Raw genomic sequence first — 18,447 nt, 5'->3', positions numbered from 1 at the left:
AGTACTCTTCTGTGTGCACTAGGTAGCACGGCAAACAACTCTTACAAAAGTCGAGTACAGGTACGCATTGTCGCGCCGTAATTCACCGTGCCAATGTTGTCTCAGCGGAACTCCTGACTCTTAGCAAAAGGGGGGAAACGGAATTCCGTAATCCAATTCAAAACTCTGGAAAAGGAAATTCAAATGTCTTCTCTCATGGTCTCAATGATCGCTTTTGTCGCCGGCGTGAAGGATCGCTTCACTTCCGAAAAGGGTGCTACGGCAACTGAATACTCGCTGCTGGTTGGTCTCATCGCTCTCGTGATCGTCGCCGGCGTTACTCTCTTCGGCGGGAACCTCAACACCTTCTTCAGCAGCCTGGCCGGCAAAGTCGGGGCCTGGTAACCCGAAACAACGTTGGAAAGGTCTCACCAACATGTTCAATTTCAAATCAGCATTGCACCAGTTCGCGGTTGTAGTCCGAGCAACCTTCTCAAGCGAAAAGGGTGCGACAGCTACGGAGTACTCGCTGCTAGTGGGTCTCATCGCACTGGTGATCGTCGCAGGAGTCACGCTTTTCGGCGGGAATCTCAACACGTTCTTCAGCAGCCTTGGCACTACGGTAGGCACCTGGTAGCTCAGTGCCACTCGGTGTGCCGCGCTACCAGCGCGGCACACCGCTCGTATTTACGCTGCAACTATCCATAGGGGATCCGTTGAAACGCAGCCCAAAAGAATCTAGGAACCGCGAGCGCGGTGCGGTGGCCGTCGAATTCGCACTCGTTGCTCCGTTACTCATCGCGCTGATCATTGCTGTCGTCGAATTCTCCAACGCTTACAACGTCCAGGTTTCTGTGACTCAGGCGTCAAGGGAAGCCGCTCGGACAATGGCGATCACAAAAGACACTACGAAGGCAACTGCCGCCGGCAAGGCCGGAGCGCCATCAATCAATACCGGCCTGCTGACATTTGACTATTCGGCAGCAGCCTGTTCCTCAGCAACCCCCACTCCGACCTCGGTTGTGACGGTCACCTACACCGGCACATCGCTGACGGGATTCTTCGGGTCCTCTCTCATCCTCAAAGGCAAAGGAGCCATGCAATGTGGCGGCTAATTAGAGGCGCGCAGCCTGACGGCTCAGCTGAACGCGGAGCAGCGGGAGTCATCGTCGCCGTCATGATGCTGGTTCTAGTAGGGGCGGGTGCCGTAGCCGTAGACGTGGGCCAGATCTACGCGGAACGTGCTCAGCTTCAGAACGGTGCTGACGCAGGAGCCCTCGCAGTAGCCCTCAGTTGCAAGCAGGGCGCCTGCAATTCCGCTTTGGCGGACGGCCTGGCGAACTCAAATTCGAACGATGCCGCGAGCACGGCCTCAGTTGACCTCAGCGTCGCCAGCCAGGTAACCGTCACGACCTCGACCAAGAACGGGTCATCGAGTTTTCTGACGAACCTGTTTGCGAATGCACTAAATGCAGGCCCGGTAACGGTCGGGGCCCAGGCAACTGCTGGCCCACTCATTCCTGGAAGCGGGTCCGGTTTTCCCCTCGCGCTGTCGGACAACTGCTACAACCTAGCCTCAGGAAGCCAAACAGCCGAGGTCCAGAAAATCTCATACAAGCCGGGCGGGACCTGCACAGGTCCGTCTGGAACAGAGATCCCCGGCGGGTGGGGCTGGCTGGACGAGAGCTCTCCATGCAACGCGACGACGAACGTCGGCACGAACGGTATGGACTCAGATCCCGGAAATAATCCTCCCAGCGGATGTTCGGCCATCCTTGACGCCTGGAAGGCAACTTTGCTGGCAGGTGGCGAAGTCAAAGTCCCATTTCCAGTCTTCGATACAGCAACGGGCACAGGCAATACGGGAACGTTCAACATCATCGGTTACGCCACATTCAAGATCTGGGGCTGGAAGTTCGGCAATAACCACCAATACGAATTCCGCAACACCAGCACCGATCCTGGCATGACGAGTGCTCTTGCCTGCGCTGGCGGCAACGATCGCTGCATCATCGGACAGTTCGTCAAGTTCACCGCCATTGGCTCCGGAACCGTTGTTCCCGGCGGCGTGGACCTCGGTACATCGGAAATCCGACTCATCAAGTAATTCCACTTAAGGGGAAGTAGAAATGAAAACTCGCCTACTGGGAGGCATCGCCGCACTCGTTGTGGCAGTAATCGGAACCATCATTCTCTTCAATTATGTGCAGGGCGCCGACAAACGGGCCCTGGCCAATACGGAGACTGTGGACGTCCTCGTCGTCAAACAAGACGTGGCTGCCGGCACACCCGCCGACAAACTCGGCGACTATGTCGTCACTAAGTCCGTACCGGTCGCCGCGGTGGCAGAAGACCGGGTCGCCGACCTGGCTTCTCTGGGGAACAAGGTCACATCGGTTGCGCTGATGCCGGGCGAGCAGCTCCTGAACAGCAGGCTCGTTGAGGCCAACGCCTATCTGGGGCCAGCACGCGTCAAAGTGCCGGCAGGTCTCCAGGAAATCACATTCCGCCTCGGCATTGACCGCGTCGTCGGAGGACGAGTCGAAGCTGGCGACACGGTTGGTGTCTTCATCTCCATGGGCGATGCAGCAGCAGAAGGCGCAGCTGGTGCCGGCGGCAACGCAACTCAACTGACATTCCACAAGGTCCTGGTTACAGCCGTTCAGTTCAGCTCCGGAGAGGCAGCGCAGACTCAACAGCAGAGTGAGCAGAGCTCCGCGCAAGGAGCCCTCAACGCTGACAACAAGAAGGCTGCAACCTCCAGCGACTCGTATTTGATCACATTCGCCCGGAATTCAGCCGACGCCGAGAAGATGGTTTACGCGGCGGAGTTCGGCAAGATCTACCTTTCCCGCGAACCCGCGGACGCCATTGAAAACGCCACAGGAGTCCTGGATAAGACGAGGTTGTTCCGATGAGCCGGTTTATCCTCATAACCCCAAATTCAGAGTACGAGCGGAAAGTGCGTGCGGCTGTCGCCCCCATGCGGGGAACACTGCACTACTTCCAGGCAGCGTACCTGCCCCCCGGACCAGATGAAGTGCTGAGCCAGCTCACCGGCGAACCACCCGAAGTCCTGATATTGGGACCGGACCTTCCCGTGGATGAAGCCCTCAAGTTTGCCAGCATTGTTGACCTGCAGTTTCCGGAGATCAGTATTCTGCTGGTCGCAGAAGAAACTTCGGACACCACTCTGCATGCCATGAGATCTGGCATCCGCGATCTGCTTCCCCCTACTGCCGAGCCGGAGTTGATCCGCTCTGTGGTTGAACGTGCAGGACTCTCCGCTGCAGGACGCAGGCGCGGACTTGCTCCCACGGCCGGCGAGGGGCCGTCTGCCGACGGCGGCCGCATTATTGCGGTTATGTCCCCTAAAGGGGGTGTGGGCAAGACAACAGTCGCGACAAACCTTGCGGTTGGCTTGGGACAGATTGCCCCAATGAGCGTCGTCGTTGTTGACCTCGACCTGCAGTTCGGTGACGTAGCCAGCGGGCTGATGCTGCAACCTGAGTTCACGATCACTGAAGCAGTGGTGGGCGCAGCCATCCAGGACGCCATGGTGCTCAAGACGTACCTCACGCTGCACCCGGCTAGCATCTATGCACTATGCGCTCCGCGGAACCCGATAGATATGGAGAGGATCACTGGTGACCATGTTTCGCACCTCCTCAGGCAGCTGCGGTCGGAGTTCCAGTACGTCGTAGTAGATACCGCGCCTGGGCTCGGTGAGCATGTGCTGGCCGTCCTCGAACAAGCCACAGATGCCGTGTGGGTCTGCGGCATGGACATTCCAAGCATCAGGGGCCTCCGTACCGGATTCCAGATCCTGACGGAGCTGGACCTGATGCCGGATAACCGACACGTCCTCCTGAACATGGCCGACAGGAAAACCGGCCTGACGCTTCAGGACGTTGAGGCTACCATCGGCGCTCCAGTCGACGTCGTCCTGCCTCGATCACGGACTCTTCCATTTTCAACCAATAAAGGGATTCCCCTGCTGCAGGATGGCAGCCGAGATCCGGCGAGTAAGGGCCTCCGCCAACTCGTCGACCGTTTCAAACCGGGTTGGGAAGCTCGGCCGCACAAGCGGCTTCACCGAAGGGCGGTAGTACAGTGAATCTCACTCGAAGGCTTGCGCAGCTCCACTCCGCAACCGAAGAATTTCCAACCGCGGTGGTGCCCTCGGCGGATTTTGCCACCCCAACCACACTGGGTGTTATCCACGAAGCTCATACTGCGGAGGCCACGGCTTCAGTGGCTGAGCCGAGGACGATGGCAGGCAACTCCAGCGAGGCTCTGAGCGGCCTCAAAGAACGGGCTAGTCAGGCCCTGTACGAGCGGCTCGGTTCACGCCTCACGGACTCGACACTGGATGATGCTGAACTCCATAAGTACGTCAAGGATGAGCTGAAAGCAGTTGTTGACGAGGAGCAGGTACCTCTGTCAACGGTGGAACGCCAGAGGCTGACGAAAGAAATCATCGACGACGTGCTTGGCCACGGCCCCTTGGAACGGTTCTTGGAAGACCCGACGGTGACGGAAATCATGGTGAACCGCGCGGACCAGATCTATGTGGAGCGCAACGGAAAGCTATTCATGACCGACGTAAAATTCGCCAACGAAGACGCCCTCCGCCGGGTTATTGAGCGCATCGTTTCCAGGATCGGACGCCGTATCGATGAATCATCACCGCTAGTCGATGCCCGTCTTGCCGATGGATCCCGCGTAAATGCAATCATTCCGCCGCTTGCGGTTAACGGGGCGTCTCTCACCATTCGGAAGTTCGGACGCGATGCGCTTACCGTCAAGGATCTCATCCAGTTCGGGAGCCTCTCTCCAGAGATGGCCGAGCTCCTTAACGCCTGCGTGCTCGCCAGGATGAACATCATAGTTTCGGGCGGCACCGGCACTGGCAAGACAACAATGCTGAACGTGTTGTCATCCTTCATCCCTGCCAGCGACCGCATCGTCACCATCGAAGACGCTGTGGAACTTCAGCTGCAGCAGGACCACGTTGTCCGTTTGGAGAGCCGGCCGGCCAACATCGAAGGTAAGGGCGAGATTTCGATTCGTGACCTCGTCCGGAACTCACTCCGCATGCGGCCGGACCGAATCGTCGTCGGCGAAGTTCGTGGTGGGGAGTCCTTGGACATGCTTCAGGCCATGAACACCGGCCATGACGGTTCCATTTCAACGGTGCACGCCAACTCTCCTCGGGACGCGGTGGCACGGTTGGAGACGCTAGTGCTGATGGCCGGCATGGACCTTCCCCTTCGGGCTATTCGGGAGCAGATCGCTTCTGCTGTCAACCTGATTGTCCATATCTCCCGGCTGAGGGACGGAACCCGCAGGGTTACTCACATCACCGAAGTCCAGGGGATGGAAGGCGACATAGTGACCCTCCAAGATGCCTTCGTATTCGACTACTCAGCTGGGATCGACGCGAACGGCCGTTTCCTGGGCAAGCCGGTCCCGACCGGAGTCCGCCCTCGGTTTACGGATAGGTTCATTGAACTGGGCATTCACGTCTCTCCGTCCGTATTCGGCGCCCATCCCTTAAGGGGGAAGTAAAATGGGTTCCCCCGATATGTCCACGGGCCTGTTCTTCGCAGGCGTCCTGCTTGTCTACGCAGCCGGAATTCTCCTATTTGCGGTGGTCTTCAAGACCAACCGCGTGATCCCAGTATCCAGGCGTCGTCCGGACGCCGTAGACACGACTTCCGGTTTGACCAGGCTGACCGAATCCGCCGTTGGCGTCATCAACAAGAGAATTCGGAACGGCGGCACTAGCCCGGTCAGCCGGGAGAAACTGGAACGTGCTGGCCTCAGCACGCAACCGGCGAATTTCTTGCTCATGATGGGTGCCGGCGCGGTAGTGGGAGCCGTGGTTGGATTCTTTCTTGGCGGCCCCTTCTTTGCAGTGCTCCTGTTTCTTGTGGCCCCTGCCGGGATGCTCATCTACCTGCGCCTGCTGACTTCGCGCCGACAAGCCAAATTTGATGAGCAACTTCCAGACACGCTGCAGATGCTTACCGGGAGTATGCGCGCCGGGCATAGCCTTCTACGAGCTATCGATGCCTCCGCCAAAGAGAGCGATGCTCCTATGTCTGAAGAGCTGAACCGGATTGTAAACGAGACCCGCATCGGCCGCGAGTTGGGTGAGTCAATGACGGACGTGTCCGCACGGATGGCGAGCGAGGATTTCAGTTGGATTACGCAAGCCATCGAGATTCACCGGGAAGTTGGCGGTGACCTCGCAGAAGTCCTGGACCACGTGGGTGATACGATCCGTGACCGGAATCAAATCAGACGCCAAGTCAAGGCTTTGAGCGCCGAGGGGCGGATGTCGGCTGTGGTTTTGATGGGTCTGCCGATCGTGCTTTTCTTCGCCCTCATCTTCATCAATCCGCAATACTCCAGAACATTCACAAGTACGGTTCCCGGATATTTGATGTTGGGAGTTGCCGCCGTGATGCTAACTGCTGGCGGCTTCTGGCTGAGCCGTCTTGTCAAGGCAAAGTACTAGGAGGGTCACTATGTCACCCATCGCTCTTGGCGCGACACTCGCTATCGTCATTCCCATCAGTTTCATGGTCTGGCTGGTCTTCAGTGCAGATTATGCCGCGATCCGCAATATCCAGGCAAACCTCGGCCACCGGACCAAATCCGCAGAGGGAACAGCATCGCTCTCCCAGCAATACACGGGAATCGTTCGGCGATTCACACCTGGCAGCTACGAGGCTTGGTTGGACAAGCAGCTTGCAGCTTCCGGCAGGCCGAAGAACTGGCCCCTGGAGCGTCTGCTGGTCATTAAGCCGCTCATTGCCTTAGGCGTGGGAGTCCTCGGCGCTATCAATTTTGTGGCCCGACCGACCCCGGTAAGTTTTGTCATCATGTTGGCGGCGGTTGCACTGGCCTACTTTGCCCCCGACCTGCTCATCCGAAGCCACGGGCAGAAGAGGTGCGCCGCCATCCAGCAGGAACTTCCGAACGCTCTGGACCAGATGCTCATTTCCGTTCAGGCCGGCCTTGGCTTCGAAGCTGCAATGGGCCGGACCGGGAAGAACGGCACCGGGCCACTGGCGGACGAATTCGTGCGCACCCTCCAGGACATCCAAGTGGGCAGGTCACGTAAGGACGCCTACCTGGCCATGGCTGACCGGGTAGCAGTCCCCGATCTCCGCAGCTTTATCCGTTCCATTGTCCAGGCAGACGCCTACGGCATAGCCATAGCCAAGGTCCTGAAGAGCCAGGCACTCGAAATGCGGACCAAGCGGCGCCAGCGGGCCGAGGAACATGCAATGAAGATTCCGGTCAAGATTCTGTTTCCGTTGATCTTCTTCATTTTTCCGACTCTCTTCATCATTCTGCTGGGGCCGGCCGTCATGAATATCGCCGCGGCTTTTTCCTAGGAGGAATCATGTCCAACATCACAAGGCGCATGTTGTGCCGGCTCTATCAGCTGCAACGCCGCCTGTCGGCAGAGGAGCGGGGCGCCACTGCCACGGAATACAGCATTCTCGCGGGCTTCATCGCCATCGTCTTAGTGGCAGGCGTCGGCCTCTTCGGGGCCGCTCTCAACGGCTATTTCAATGGCCTTGGAACCGGAGTTCAAACGGCCCTCGGCATACCGTAAACATCACCAGACTGCGTCCGCCTCTCAGACCGAGGCGGGCGAAACCCGGCTGCATCCGCATGCCGAACAGACAGGATCCCCTCGGGCCCAGAGCCGAGGGGATCCCTTTGATCGGACCCCCTCGGCACCCAGAACCGAGGGGGTCCTCTTGCGTGCCAAAGGAAGCCCAATAAGCAGAGAACACGCATGGAATCCGCAGGTTCACCGCAGGAAATAGGCAAGTTGGGAAGACTTGGCACAGGATGCGCCAAGGACCGGTCGAAACCCGGAAAGTGGTTGCTACATTTCTTGGCAGAGCTGGTGCAGGACCAGCCCACCCAAACTCGCTCAGGAGTCCCAATGCTTTCTCTCATCGCCAACGTTCAGTCCTTCGGATTTTCGCTGACAAACCGCCTTCGCGAAGAGAAGGGCGCAACCGCCGTCGAATACGGCATCATGGTCGCCCTCATCGCTGTCGTCATCATCGTCGCTGTCACCCTCCTCGGATCGACCCTGAGTGACACATTCAGCGGGATCCAGTGCAACGTTGCAGGCAAGGGCGCCTATATCCCAGCAACTACAGGAACCACGCCAGTAGCCGGCCACTGCACCATCCCGTAACCACTCGCCCCAACCCCGGATGTGTACCGGCACATCATCCAGCACAGTGGCGGCGGCAACCTAGCCGCCGTCACTTCGGCTGTAACTCCCCATTGGCCTGACGGAAAGGCACCCCATGTCCAGGGCATCCGAGCGCGGAGCCGCAGCGGTCGAATTCGCGATCCTGGCACCCGTCCTTGTCATGCTGCTCCTGGGCATCACGGAGTTTGGCCGGGCCTACAACGCCCAAGCTTCCCTCTCCAGCGCTGCCCGCGAAGGAGTCCGCGTTATGGCCATTTCCAACGACCAAGCAGCTGCCCGCACGGCGGCAAAAAACGCTGCCGTCTCGCTGAAGCCCGCCCTGACCGACGCTAACATCAGTTTCGGTACTGCCAGCTGCGCACCTAATGTCCAGATGACCATCACCATCAGCTACAACTTGTCCACCATGACGGGCGTAGCCGGCCCATTTCCCATGACGGGCAAAGGAGCCATGCTATGCGGCGGATGACATTTCGGTCTTTGAATAACGGCGACGAGCGGGGCGCCGTGAGCGTCCTGGTCGCCCTACTACTGGTTGCACTTCTCGGCTTCGGTGCCATTGCGGTGGACGTCGGTATGCTCTACGCCGAGCGGACTCAGCTCCGCAACGGAGCCGATGCGGCAGCCCTCGCACTGGCACAGAAGTGCGCAAAGAACGCCAACGATCCCGACTGTTCCACTACCTCCGCCCTCGCCCGCGGCTACGCCAACGCCAACGCCAACGACGGCCTCAGCAACATCAAATCCACCCTGCTCGACAAGCCGAACCGCACCGTAACAGTGACGGCCGGTGCCCAGGAATCGGGCAAGGCCGCCAACCAAGTCTCCCTGTTCTTCGCCCGCGCTTTAGAAATGGATACCGCCGAAGTCAACGCCCCGTCAACAGTTATGTGGGGCAGCCCGGTGGCCGGACGCACAGCCTTCCCCGTCGCGTATTCCGTATGCCAGGTCAAGGACTCCATCGGCGGAGCGCTCCAGCTGCTGCAGGATCACGGTAAGAACCAGAATGCGGACTGCATGTACGGCCCGTCGGGGGCTGCGGTGCAAGGCGGCTTCGGCTGGCTGGTCCAGGACTCCGGCGTCTGCGGCGGCACAATCGACCTTACGGTCAACGAGGGCGGTAGCGACCCCGGCAATGATCCACCCAACAACTGCTCCACCACCCTGCAGAAATGGGCGGATGAGATCACGGCCGGCCGGGATGTCACGGTTCTTCTGCCTGTCTACGACGCAGTCACAGGAACCGGCAACGGCGCCGTCTACCACCTCATCGCTTTTGCAGCTTTCAAGGTCAAGGGTTGGAAGTTCAGCGGCAACAGCAGCGCGCCCAACACATTCCAGAACAAATTCACGGGCGCCGACGCAGCGCTCTCCTGCGACGGAAACTGCCGAGGCATCATCGGCAGCTTCGTCAAATACACGTCCTTAGCGGACGGTTACACCCTCGGTCCCGTCGATGCCTACGGCGCAACCATCGTCCGTCTCGCCAAATAATCAGTCCCGAAAGCTCAGGAGCAGTCAGTGAAGTCACGCATGTTGGCAGGAGTGGTGGCAGTCCTCCTGGCCATCGTCGGGGCGGTCCTCGTCGTCACGTACGCCCAGGGCGCTGACCAGCGGGCAGTCAAGGACCTCGATCCGGTGGGAGTCCTCGTGGTCACGAAAGCCGTACCGGCAGGGTCTTCCGTAGACATACTGAAAGCCTCGGTCGCCCTGGAACAGGTGCCCGGAACCGCCGTCGCAAAGTCCGCACTGAACACTCTCGACGCGTCCGCCGGGAAGGTGGCCGCCGCCGACCTCGTACCCGGCGAACAGCTTCTGGCCGAGAAGCTCGTCGCCCCGGAGGACCTCCAGACCTCCGGCTCGGTCAAGGTTCCGGCTGGCCTGCAGGAAGTGTCCTTCCAGCTGGAGCCGAAGCGGGTCGTCGGCGGTCGCCTTGAGCCGGGCGACCACGTGGGCGTCTTCATCTCCATGAAAGCCGGCGGTCTTGAGTCGAAGGCGGACAAAGAGACCACCCAGCTATCCATCCACAAAGTCCTGGTCACCGCGGTCCAGCGCGCCCCCGAAGGAGCCGCCGCCACGCCGGCACCGTCGGCGAGCGCCGGAACAGAGCCCGACCCGCGGGACGTGAACCTCCCCACCGGGTCCCTGATGATCACTGTGGCGGTCAACGACATCAACGCGGGCAAGATTGTGTTCGCATCTGAATTCGGCGATGCCATCTGGCTGACTCGGGAACCGCTCGACGCCGAGGACAACGGTCCGCGCGTTATGATCCGGCCGGACGTCTACAAATGAGCCGGTTCGTCCTTATCACGCCCGATGCCGACTTCGACGGCCGCTTGCGCCAGGCCGTTGCCGGCGGCCTGCAAGGTGGCGTGCAGACCTTTTCCACCAGCCTGCTCCCCGCCGATCCCAACGAGCTGTTTGCCCACCTGAATCAGGAACAGCCCGAGGTGTTGATCCTGGGACCGGAAGTTCCCGTGGAGGAGGCGCTGCGGTTCGCCACCGTAATGCATGTCCGGTTTCCGGAGCTCAGCGTCATCCTTGCGAGCGAGCCGGATCCCAACTTCATCCTGCAGGCCATGCGGGCGGGCATCCGGGACATCCTCTCCCCCACCTCCGATGCTGCACAGATCAGGGTCCTCCTGGAGCGCGTCACGCAGTCCTCCGCCAGCCGGTACCGTGTGCAGGCGCCCCAGTTGACGGCCGAAACCAACAAAGGCCTCGTGATCGGTGTCTTCTCCCCCAAAGGCGGAGTCGGCAAGACCACCATTGCGACCAACATCGCCATCGGCTTGGGCAAAATCGCCCCGATGAGCGTGGTGATCGTTGACCTTGACCTCCAGTTCGGCGACGTCGCCTCCGCGCTGTACCTCGACCCCGAGCACACTGTCACGGACGCAGTCTCCCCCGCTGCCAGCCAGGATTCACTCGTCCTAAAGGCCTTCCTAACCGTCCATCCGGCCAGTATTTACGCTGTCTGTGCTCCGCCAACTCCCGTGGAAGCCGACGAGATAACCCCCGGCCAGGTCAGCAGGCTGCTCGAACAACTCGCCGAACAGTTCCAGTACGTCGTGGTGGATACAGCCCCGGGGCTACCCGAAATCGGCCTCGCTGCCATGGAACAGTGCACCGATGTGGTGTGGATCAGCGGAATGGACATTCCGAGCGTCCGGGGCCTGCGCTCGGGGCTGGACGTCCTGCGTCAGCTGGATATCCTCCCGGAGACCCGGCACGTGGTGCTGAACATGGCGGATTCCAAGCTCGGGCTGACAGTCCAGGACCTCGAATCGACCATCGGGGCGCCCGTGGACGTCAGCATTCCCCGGTCCAAGGCCGTGGCGCTCTCCACCAACCGAGGAATCCCCGTCCTCCAACAAACAGTGAAGGACCCCGCGACCAAAAGCCTGAACCAACTCGTCGACCGCTTTAATCCCGCATGGCGGGCCAAATCGCAACGCAAACTGCACCGGAGAGTCGTGGTCTAAATGAAACTTTCAGAGCGCATCAGTGCTGCCCAGGAAAAAACGCAGGCCCGCACGCACACCGTTCCCCCGCCGTCGCCAGCCCCCCGGGCCACCACCGCAACACTTGAGCTCGACCGCTCTGAGCTGCCCACCCGGCAGTCCGACCCATGGGCGGCACCGCGGCCGGAAAAGCGCACGACGACGGCGGCACCGGCTGCCGCCGTCGTCGTTCCCTCACCGGGGACTGACCACACGGACGAGGTGAAAACGAAAGTCCAGCAGCCCGTAGACGCCTTTGCCGCCCTAAAGGAGCGGGCAGCCACTGCGCTGTTCGAACGCATGGGTTCCCGTTTCAACGACTCTGCGGTCACGGAGCAGGAGCTCCGGACGTCCGCACGCGAGGAGCTCACACGCATCATCGACGGCGAGCAGGTCCCGCTCTCCGCGGATGAGCGCACCCGTCTGGTCCAGGACGTCGCCGACGACGTACTGGGCTATGGCCCGTTGCAGCGTCTCCTCGATGATCCCGCCGTCACGGAGATCATGGTCAACCGGATGGACCAGATTTACGTGGAGCGCAAGGGCCACCTCACCCTGGCCGACTCCCGCTTCAGCTCGGAGGAGCACCTGCGGAAAGTCATCGAACGCATCGTGTCCAAGGTTGGCCGCCGCATTGACGAGTCGTCGCCCTTGGTGGATGCCCGGCTGGAAGACGGATCCCGTGTCAACGCGGTGATCCCGCCGTTGGCCGTGGGCGGATCATCGCTGACCATCCGCAAGTTCTCCAAAGTTCCCCTCACTGTCCGTAACCTCATCGATTTCGGGACACTGACTCCGGAAATGGCGGAGCTCCTGAATGCGTGCGTGAAGGCCAAGCTCAACATCATCGTCTCCGGCGGAACGGGAACAGGGAAAACAACCCTGCTGAACGTTCTCTCGTCTTTCCTTCCGGCGGACGAACGGATCGTCACCATCGAGGATGCTGTGGAGCTCCAGATCCAGCAGGATCATGTGGTCCGGCTGGAAAGCCGTCCCCCCAATACCGAGGGCAAAGGCGAAGTGACCATCCGTGAACTCCTGCGGAACTCGCTGCGTATGCGCCCTGACCGCATTGTGGTGGGTGAGGTACGCGGCGGCGAGTCGCTGGACATGCTCCAGGCCATGAACACGGGACACGACGGATCCCTCTCGACGGTTCACTCCAACTCACCGCGTGACGCCGTCGCCCGTCTGGAAACACTGGTGCTTATGGCAGGGATGGACCTGCCACTGCGGGCCATTCGGGAACAGATAGCTTCAGCGGTCAACCTGATCGTCCAGATTTCGCGTCTGCGTGACGGCAGCCGCCGCATCACCCACGTGACCGAGGTACAAGGTATGGAGGGCGACATCGTCACGTTGCAGGACGCGTTCGTCTTCGACTATTCCGCAGGCGTCGATGCACACGGACGTTTCCTCGGTCGACCGGTCGCCACCGGGATCCGTCCGCGCTTCATCGACCGCTTCGAGGACCTCGGAATCCACGTCTCACCCGGGGTCTTCGCCACCCCCGCCGGTCCCGCCGGCGAAGGAAAGGCCTAGGGCCACCGCCATGCTCATGACCGTTGGAGCGGCGCTCCTCTTCATCGCACCGATCCTCTTGGGGGTGGCGCTGCTCATTCCCGGTACGCCGGAAATCGCTGTGGGACGGCGCCGCCCTTATGACGCCGACCCGCCTTCACGGCTGACCAGGCTGGCAGGCATCACAGTCGGGGCCCTTCACCGCTTCCTGGGGGCCAGAAACGTTCGCCTCTACAGCCGTGATTTGCTGGAGAACGCCGGTGTCCGGCTCAGCCAGGCTGAGTTCTTTGTCCTGGTCATTGCCGGTGGCATCGTCGGCGCACTGGTGGGCCTGGTGATCGGCGTGCCGGTCCTGTCCGTCCTCCTCGTCATACTGGCGCCAGTCGTGGGGCATCTGGTTCTGGGCTTCCTGGCCGGAAAGCGGCGGGCTAAGTTCGACCAGCAACTCGGCGACACCCTCCAATTGCTGGCCGGCGGCCTTCGGGCGGGCCACAGCATCCTCCGCGCCATCGACGCTGCAGCTTCCGAATCACAAAGCCCGACGTCCGAAGAGATGCGTCGGGTCATAACGGAGACCAGCCTGGGCCGCGACCTGCTGGCCTCGTTGACGGACACTTCCGAGCGTATGCGGAACGAGGATTTCGTCTGGATCGCCCAGGCCATCCAGATCAACCGCGAGGTCGGCGGGAATCTGGCCGAGGTCCTGGACCAGGTCAATGAGACGATCCGGGAGCGGTCCGAAATCAAGGGCCATATCAAGGCACTCGCGGCAGAGGGAAAGTTCTCCGCCTACATCCTCATTGCCATGCCCATCGGAATCGTCGTGATGCTCATGATGGTGAACCCGGGCTATATGGATTCGATGTTCACGCATCCGCTGGGTTGGGGCATGATGGCTGCGTCGGCCGTCCTCATGACCATCGGCAGCCTGTGGATGCGCAAGATTATCGATCTGAAGTTCTGAGATGCCCATGAATCCCGTAGTGCTTTCCTCGCTTCTCCTGGTATCCGTCCCCATTGGCTACCTGGCCTGGTCCGTCCTATCCGTGGACCGCAAAGCCCGGACTGCGGCGGTGGCCATACTGACTCGTGGCAGGAGGCCAGCCGAGGTCCCAGAATCGAAGCAAGTCGGCGTCCTCGACAGGATCGGGTACGGGCTGACTCCAGCAGCGTACGTCCGCAAACTCGACAGGCTGCTTTCACTTGCGGGCCGCCCGGCAGCGTGGCCGTTGGGCCGCATTTTGGCGGCAAAGCCTGCCTTGGGCCTGGTGGGAGCGTCGCTTGGGCTGCTCATCAGCGTGAGCGGCCCCAACCCGATGATAAAACTTGCCGGACTGTTCATTCTCTTTCTGGGTTATTTCATCCCGGACCTGCTCCTCTACAGCAAGGGCATGGAACGGCAGAAAGCCATGCAGTTGGAACTGGCGAACACCCTCGATCAAATGCTTATCTCTGTCGAAGCCGGCCTTGGCTTCGAAGGTGCCATGGCCCGCGCGGGCGAAAACGGCAAGGGGCCTCTGGCAGAGGAACTCGTCCGCACGCTACAGGATATGCAGGTGGGCCGGAGCCGCCGGGAGTCCTATCTTGCCCTGGCCGAGAGGACCAACATTCCGGAACTTCGAAGCTTTGTCCAAGCCATCGTCCAGGCCGACACCTACGGCATCGCCATCAGTCGCGTCCTTCGGATCCAGGCGAAAGTCATGCGGGTGAAACGCCGCCAACGCGCCGAAGAAAAGGCGATGAAGCTGCCAGTCTCGATTCTGTTCCCGCTCCTGTTCTTCATTTTTCCGGTCCTTTTCATCGCGATTCTTGGCCCGGCGGTGATCAACACAATTGACACCTTCGCCGGTCAATGACGCCATGCGTCACGCCGATCCGCCCGCCCAGCCCGCGAAACCGCAAGGTTTCCACAGGATTGGATGAAGTCATGCGAATTGACAGTTTCAGGAAGTAGCGTTGTCATATGTCCATCTCAGGTAGCTTAAGCGGCGATGAATGTGTGGGCTTTGTCCCCGCACCTTCACAGTCCACGGCTGCCCCGGGCCCGGCATCAAATCGGGATGACGCTGAACTTCCCCTCGTGGACCTCGCAGTTCTGCAGGACCTTGAAGAACAGCTGGCGCATCCGGCCGTTGCACAGAAATTCGCACGGGACTACGCGACGTTGTGGAGCCAGCGCCACCAGAAGCTGGCAGCAGCGCTGGATCGCCAGGATGCTGCTGCCGCCCTGGACGCGGTCATAAGTATGAAGATAGCTTCAGCCATGGTCGGAGGCCTGCGGCTGTCCCGGCTAGCGGAACAGCTGGAAGAGTTCATCCGAAAGGGAGACCTCGAAAAAGGACATGCCCTCATCGCCGCGGTGGAAATCCATGGGAGCGCGACCGTAAAGGAACTGCGGGACACCTACATCCTGGCGGATGAATAACTTGTGCATCGCGTTCTACCGCTGGTCGTGGATCTCCTGCCGTTCATGCTCCGCCGGCGTCAGCTTGTACCCCACGCCCCGCACAGTCTGCAGCCAGCGTGGGGATTGGGGATCTTCGTGCAGCTTCCGCCGGAGATTTCCGATATGGACCTCAACGGCCCTTTCATCGGCTTCGCTGACGTAGGTATCATCGCGATCTTCCTCGCCCCTGACTACGCGAACCAAGTCAGTCTTCGTGCACACAGCACCTCCCACCCGCAAAAGCTCCTGAAGGAGATCGAACTCACTTCGGGTAAGGGGTAGCGCGTCTCCATGGACAACAACTGACCTGGTCTTCCGATTCAGCGCCAAGCCATTATGCACGAGTACTGCTTCCTCAGCGGTCCTCGTGAGAGGCGACGCGGCCGGCACTGGTGCAGGCGTCCGCCCCTGTGGCGACTGCGGCCGAGGTCTGCGCAGCATTGCCGCTACCCGCGCCCTCAGCTCCAAAGGCCGAAACGGCTTGGTGATGTAATCGTCGGCTCCGGAGTGTAGCGCCGTTAGCAGGTCCGGTTCCTCTGTCCTGCCTGTCAGCATGACTACGTAGGCGTCGCTAAACTGCCGGATTTGCCGCAAAACCTCGTAACCATCGATGTCGGGCAGGCCCACGTCCAGGGTCACGACGTTTGCGCCATGGTCGCGGACCACCTCGACGCCATTCCGTCCGTCCGCGGCTGAGTAAACCTCAAACCCTGCCTGGCTCAGCACGGCCTCCAATAGATTCCGCACATCTGCGTCATCCTCAACAACCACTGCAACCCCAAGATCACCCATGGACTCCCCAGCCTGACGAATTCTCCGAATATGCCCATCACATATGCGAATTTCACCACCACAAATTCACGTTACAACGCAGGAGCTAAATCGTCATCACTTTTTGCCCTATGACCCCACGCATCACTTCGCTTACTATGACACCAAATGTAACTTCTGCTTCTGGAAAGTTGGAGATCGTGGGCAGCGTTGCTTGCATCCAAAAGCCGTTGCGGGCGAAACGAGCGATTTGGCCCAAATCTGAGGAGTGGCTTCAATGAGCGAACGGTTTCTGGCACGAAAGGCGGAGCGCTACTTCAGCGGTCTCCGGCCACGCGCACAGGTCATACTTTGCCAGTTACCCCTGACGGTCTTCATTGCTGGCCTGGTCATCGCAGCCCCCGCCGTTTGGGCGGGGGTGCTGACCAGCGGACTCTTCCTGGCCGCCCTTGTACTTCACGCCATCATTTTTGCAGCCTGCGTCCTTGTGCCCTGGGAGAAATTAGGACCCAATGCTCCTTTGTTGATACCTGTGCTGGACCTAGTTGCGATCTGGTTTACCCGTAACGGGGCCGCCGCAAATCTGCAAGGACTGGGAGTACTGGCGATATTTCCGGTCATCTGGCTTTCCGCATCCGCCATTTCCGCCAGAACAAGCCTCATCCTCAGCTTCTTCGGTCCGCTGCTCATCGGATTACCGACCCTGTTTTCAAAGATGCCGAACATTACGGCGGCCGACGTCACGACAACTGTGCTTTTGCCTTTGATGATGCTCGCCGTTTCGCTCGCCATACGTTTTGCCAGCATTCATATGAGACTTCAGCAACGCAGACTTGAAGCCAAAGACATTGAGCTACAGGCACTCCTGGCAGAAAGCAACGAGCGCGAGCGACTCTTGAACATCATCCTGGAAACGGTCGACGTCGGAATCGTTGCGGTCGGCGGCGACGGCAAACGCCTTCTTTCCAACCACCAGCAGTCCCTCTTTGAGGTGACCGCAAGTCCAGAGGGTCTGCCGGGACGCTCCCAAGAGTCGCTGCTAATGGTCTCCGGCCATGACCGAAAGACGCCGGTTCCACCGAACCGCCGCCCTGAAGCCCGCGCTGCCCACGGCGAAACCTTTGCCGACTACCTGGTTTGGTTAGGTGAAGGCACACAACAGCGGGCAGTATCCACCGCAGCCCGTCCCCTCAAGAACGACGACGGCGAGTTCGACGGCGCGGTAGTCGTCTTCAATGACGTCACCGGGCTGGTAGAAGCCATTTCGGCAAAAGATGATTTCCTTTCGAACGTCTCCCACGAGCTTCGAACGCCACTGAACTCAGTGATCGGGAACCTGGACCTTGTGCTCGACGGCGACCAAGGGCTTCCGCCGTTGGCTGTCCAGCGGCTCGAGGTGGCGCAACGCAACACCGAACGGCTCCTCACCCTTGTGTCTGATCTCTTGGTGTCGGCGTCCGAGGCTTTGCATGTGCACCCACGCAGAACGGATCTTGCCGGCGTGGTTGAGGCGTCCCTCGGTTCGGCCCGCGCCCATGCCGAAACAACGAAGGTCTCACTGCTGATGGACGTTCCCACGCCGTTATGGGCGCACGTTGACCCGCTCCGGATAGGCCAGGCACTGGACAACCTGGTTTCGAACGCCATCAAGTACTCCCCCGACGGCGGGACGGTGAAGGTTTCGGCGCGGGCCGAGGATGGCCTGATCCGCCTCCAGGTGGAGGATGCCGGAATGGGCATGACCGCGGCGGACACCGCCAAGGTCTTCACACGCTTCTACCGTAGCCCAGCCGCACTCGAGGCTGACATCCCCGGCGTGGGACTTGGGTTGTCCATCACCAAGTCGATCGTTGAGCGCCACGGCGGCGGCATTACCTGTGTAAGCCGACCAGGCGAAGGCAGCACATTTACGATGTCACTTCCGGCCGACGGCCCGCCGCCGGCCTTCTAGGAAGCACCGTCAACCG

The 18,447-nt window shown here is 60.4% G+C and carries 21 protein-coding genes; 20 read left to right on the top strand and 1 reads right to left on the bottom strand.

Annotation, left to right across the window (positions count from 1 at the left end; all coding sequences use genetic code 11):
- The first annotated feature begins 183 nt into the window (after nt 1–183).
- From AB0N24_RS00890 to AB0N24_RS00800, 19 genes are all read left to right on the top strand, one after another.
- Nucleotides 184–384, top strand: a complete 201-nt coding sequence (locus tag AB0N24_RS00890; protein ID WP_364119160.1) for a Flp family type IVb pilin — start codon at nt 184–186, stop codon at nt 382–384.
- Nucleotides 385–415: 31 nt separating this feature from the next.
- A complete protein-coding gene (locus AB0N24_RS00885; protein WP_364119157.1) occupies nt 416–616 on the top strand; it encodes a Flp family type IVb pilin in 201 nt (66 codons plus the stop codon).
- A gap of 4 nt (nt 617–620) precedes the next feature.
- Nucleotides 621–1,094: a TadE family protein gene (locus AB0N24_RS00880; RefSeq protein ID WP_364119155.1), complete on the top strand. Its 474-nt coding sequence runs from the start codon at nt 621–623 to the stop codon at nt 1,092–1,094.
- Nucleotides 1,082–2,086, top strand: coding sequence for a TadE/TadG family type IV pilus assembly protein (locus AB0N24_RS00875; RefSeq protein ID WP_364119152.1), 1,005 nt, complete (start codon nt 1,082–1,084; stop codon nt 2,084–2,086). The genes AB0N24_RS00880 and AB0N24_RS00875 overlap by 13 nt, the downstream gene beginning before the upstream one ends.
- A 22-nt stretch (nt 2,087–2,108) precedes the next feature.
- On the top strand, nt 2,109–2,897 hold the full coding sequence (locus AB0N24_RS00870; protein ID WP_364119150.1) for an RcpC/CpaB family pilus assembly protein: 789 nt from the start codon (nt 2,109–2,111) through the stop codon (nt 2,895–2,897).
- The gene (locus AB0N24_RS00865) at nt 2,894–4,096 is read left to right on the top strand and encodes an AAA family ATPase (protein WP_364119147.1); all 1,203 of its coding nucleotides are present in this window, start codon (nt 2,894–2,896) and stop codon (nt 4,094–4,096) included. The genes AB0N24_RS00870 and AB0N24_RS00865 overlap by 4 nt, the downstream gene beginning before the upstream one ends.
- 137 nt (nt 4,097–4,233) lie before the next feature.
- Nucleotides 4,234–5,550, top strand: coding sequence for a CpaF family protein (locus AB0N24_RS00860; protein ID WP_364119144.1), 1,317 nt, complete (start codon nt 4,234–4,236; stop codon nt 5,548–5,550).
- A 1-nt stretch (nt 5,551) separates the two neighbouring features.
- On the top strand, nt 5,552–6,505 hold the full coding sequence (locus tag AB0N24_RS00855) for a type II secretion system F family protein (protein ID WP_364119141.1): 954 nt from the start codon (nt 5,552–5,554) through the stop codon (nt 6,503–6,505).
- Nucleotides 6,506–6,515: 10 nt separating this feature from the next.
- Nucleotides 6,516–7,391 (top strand): type II secretion system F family protein, encoded by an 876-nt coding sequence (locus AB0N24_RS00850; RefSeq protein ID WP_364119138.1) that lies wholly within the window; start codon nt 6,516–6,518, stop codon nt 7,389–7,391.
- 8 nt (nt 7,392–7,399) lie between these two features.
- Nucleotides 7,400–7,615, top strand: coding sequence for a Flp family type IVb pilin (locus AB0N24_RS00845; RefSeq protein ID WP_364119135.1), 216 nt, complete (start codon nt 7,400–7,402; stop codon nt 7,613–7,615).
- Nucleotides 7,616–7,954: 339 nt separating this feature from the next.
- On the top strand, nt 7,955–8,215 hold the full coding sequence (locus AB0N24_RS00840) for a Flp family type IVb pilin (RefSeq protein ID WP_364119132.1): 261 nt from the start codon (nt 7,955–7,957) through the stop codon (nt 8,213–8,215).
- 115 nt (nt 8,216–8,330) lie between these two features.
- Complete coding sequence (locus AB0N24_RS00835; protein ID WP_364119129.1) at nt 8,331–8,705, top strand: TadE/TadG family type IV pilus assembly protein; 375 nt, start codon at nt 8,331–8,333, stop codon at nt 8,703–8,705.
- Between the two features lie 11 nt (nt 8,706–8,716).
- Nucleotides 8,717–9,730 carry a pilus assembly protein TadG-related protein gene (locus tag AB0N24_RS00830; RefSeq protein ID WP_364119126.1) on the top strand — a complete coding sequence of 338 codons (1,014 nt, stop codon included), beginning with the start codon at nt 8,717–8,719 and terminating at the stop codon, nt 9,728–9,730.
- 27 nt (nt 9,731–9,757) lie between these two features.
- Complete coding sequence (locus AB0N24_RS00825; RefSeq protein WP_364119123.1) at nt 9,758–10,531, top strand: RcpC/CpaB family pilus assembly protein; 774 nt, start codon at nt 9,758–9,760, stop codon at nt 10,529–10,531.
- Nucleotides 10,528–11,724, top strand: a complete 1,197-nt coding sequence (locus tag AB0N24_RS00820) for an AAA family ATPase (protein ID WP_364119120.1) — start codon at nt 10,528–10,530, stop codon at nt 11,722–11,724. The genes AB0N24_RS00825 and AB0N24_RS00820 overlap by 4 nt, the downstream gene beginning before the upstream one ends.
- The gene (locus tag AB0N24_RS00815; RefSeq protein WP_364119117.1) at nt 11,725–13,284 is read left to right on the top strand and encodes a CpaF family protein; all 1,560 of its coding nucleotides are present in this window, start codon (nt 11,725–11,727) and stop codon (nt 13,282–13,284) included. It begins immediately after the preceding gene.
- Between the two features lie 10 nt (nt 13,285–13,294).
- Nucleotides 13,295–14,227 carry a type II secretion system F family protein gene (locus AB0N24_RS00810; RefSeq protein WP_364119114.1) on the top strand — a complete coding sequence of 311 codons (933 nt, stop codon included), beginning with the start codon at nt 13,295–13,297 and terminating at the stop codon, nt 14,225–14,227.
- Nucleotides 14,228–14,234: 7 nt separating this feature from the next.
- Nucleotides 14,235–15,119, top strand: coding sequence for a type II secretion system F family protein (locus AB0N24_RS00805; RefSeq protein ID WP_364119711.1), 885 nt, complete (start codon nt 14,235–14,237; stop codon nt 15,117–15,119).
- A gap of 224 nt (nt 15,120–15,343) precedes the next feature.
- Complete coding sequence (locus tag AB0N24_RS00800; RefSeq protein ID WP_364119111.1) at nt 15,344–15,688, top strand: Hpt domain-containing protein; 345 nt, start codon at nt 15,344–15,346, stop codon at nt 15,686–15,688.
- Nucleotides 15,689–15,703: 15 nt separating this feature from the next.
- On the opposite strand, the gene AB0N24_RS00795 is transcribed toward AB0N24_RS00800, so the two are convergent.
- A complete protein-coding gene (locus AB0N24_RS00795) occupies nt 15,704–16,501 on the bottom strand; it encodes a response regulator transcription factor (RefSeq protein WP_364119108.1) in 798 nt (265 codons plus the stop codon).
- A gap of 466 nt (nt 16,502–16,967) precedes the next feature.
- Between AB0N24_RS00795 and AB0N24_RS00790 the strand changes: the two genes are divergently transcribed.
- A complete protein-coding gene (locus tag AB0N24_RS00790) occupies nt 16,968–18,431 on the top strand; it encodes a PAS domain-containing sensor histidine kinase (protein WP_364119105.1) in 1,464 nt (487 codons plus the stop codon).
- The last annotated feature ends 16 nt before the right edge of the window (nt 18,432–18,447 follow it).

This window comes from Arthrobacter sp. NPDC093128 (genome assembly GCF_040683875.1).
GTDB lineage: Bacteria > Actinomycetota > Actinomycetes > Actinomycetales > Micrococcaceae > Arthrobacter.
Note: the sequence above shows the minus strand (reverse complement) of the source record. Positions and strands in the feature narration are given on the sequence as shown.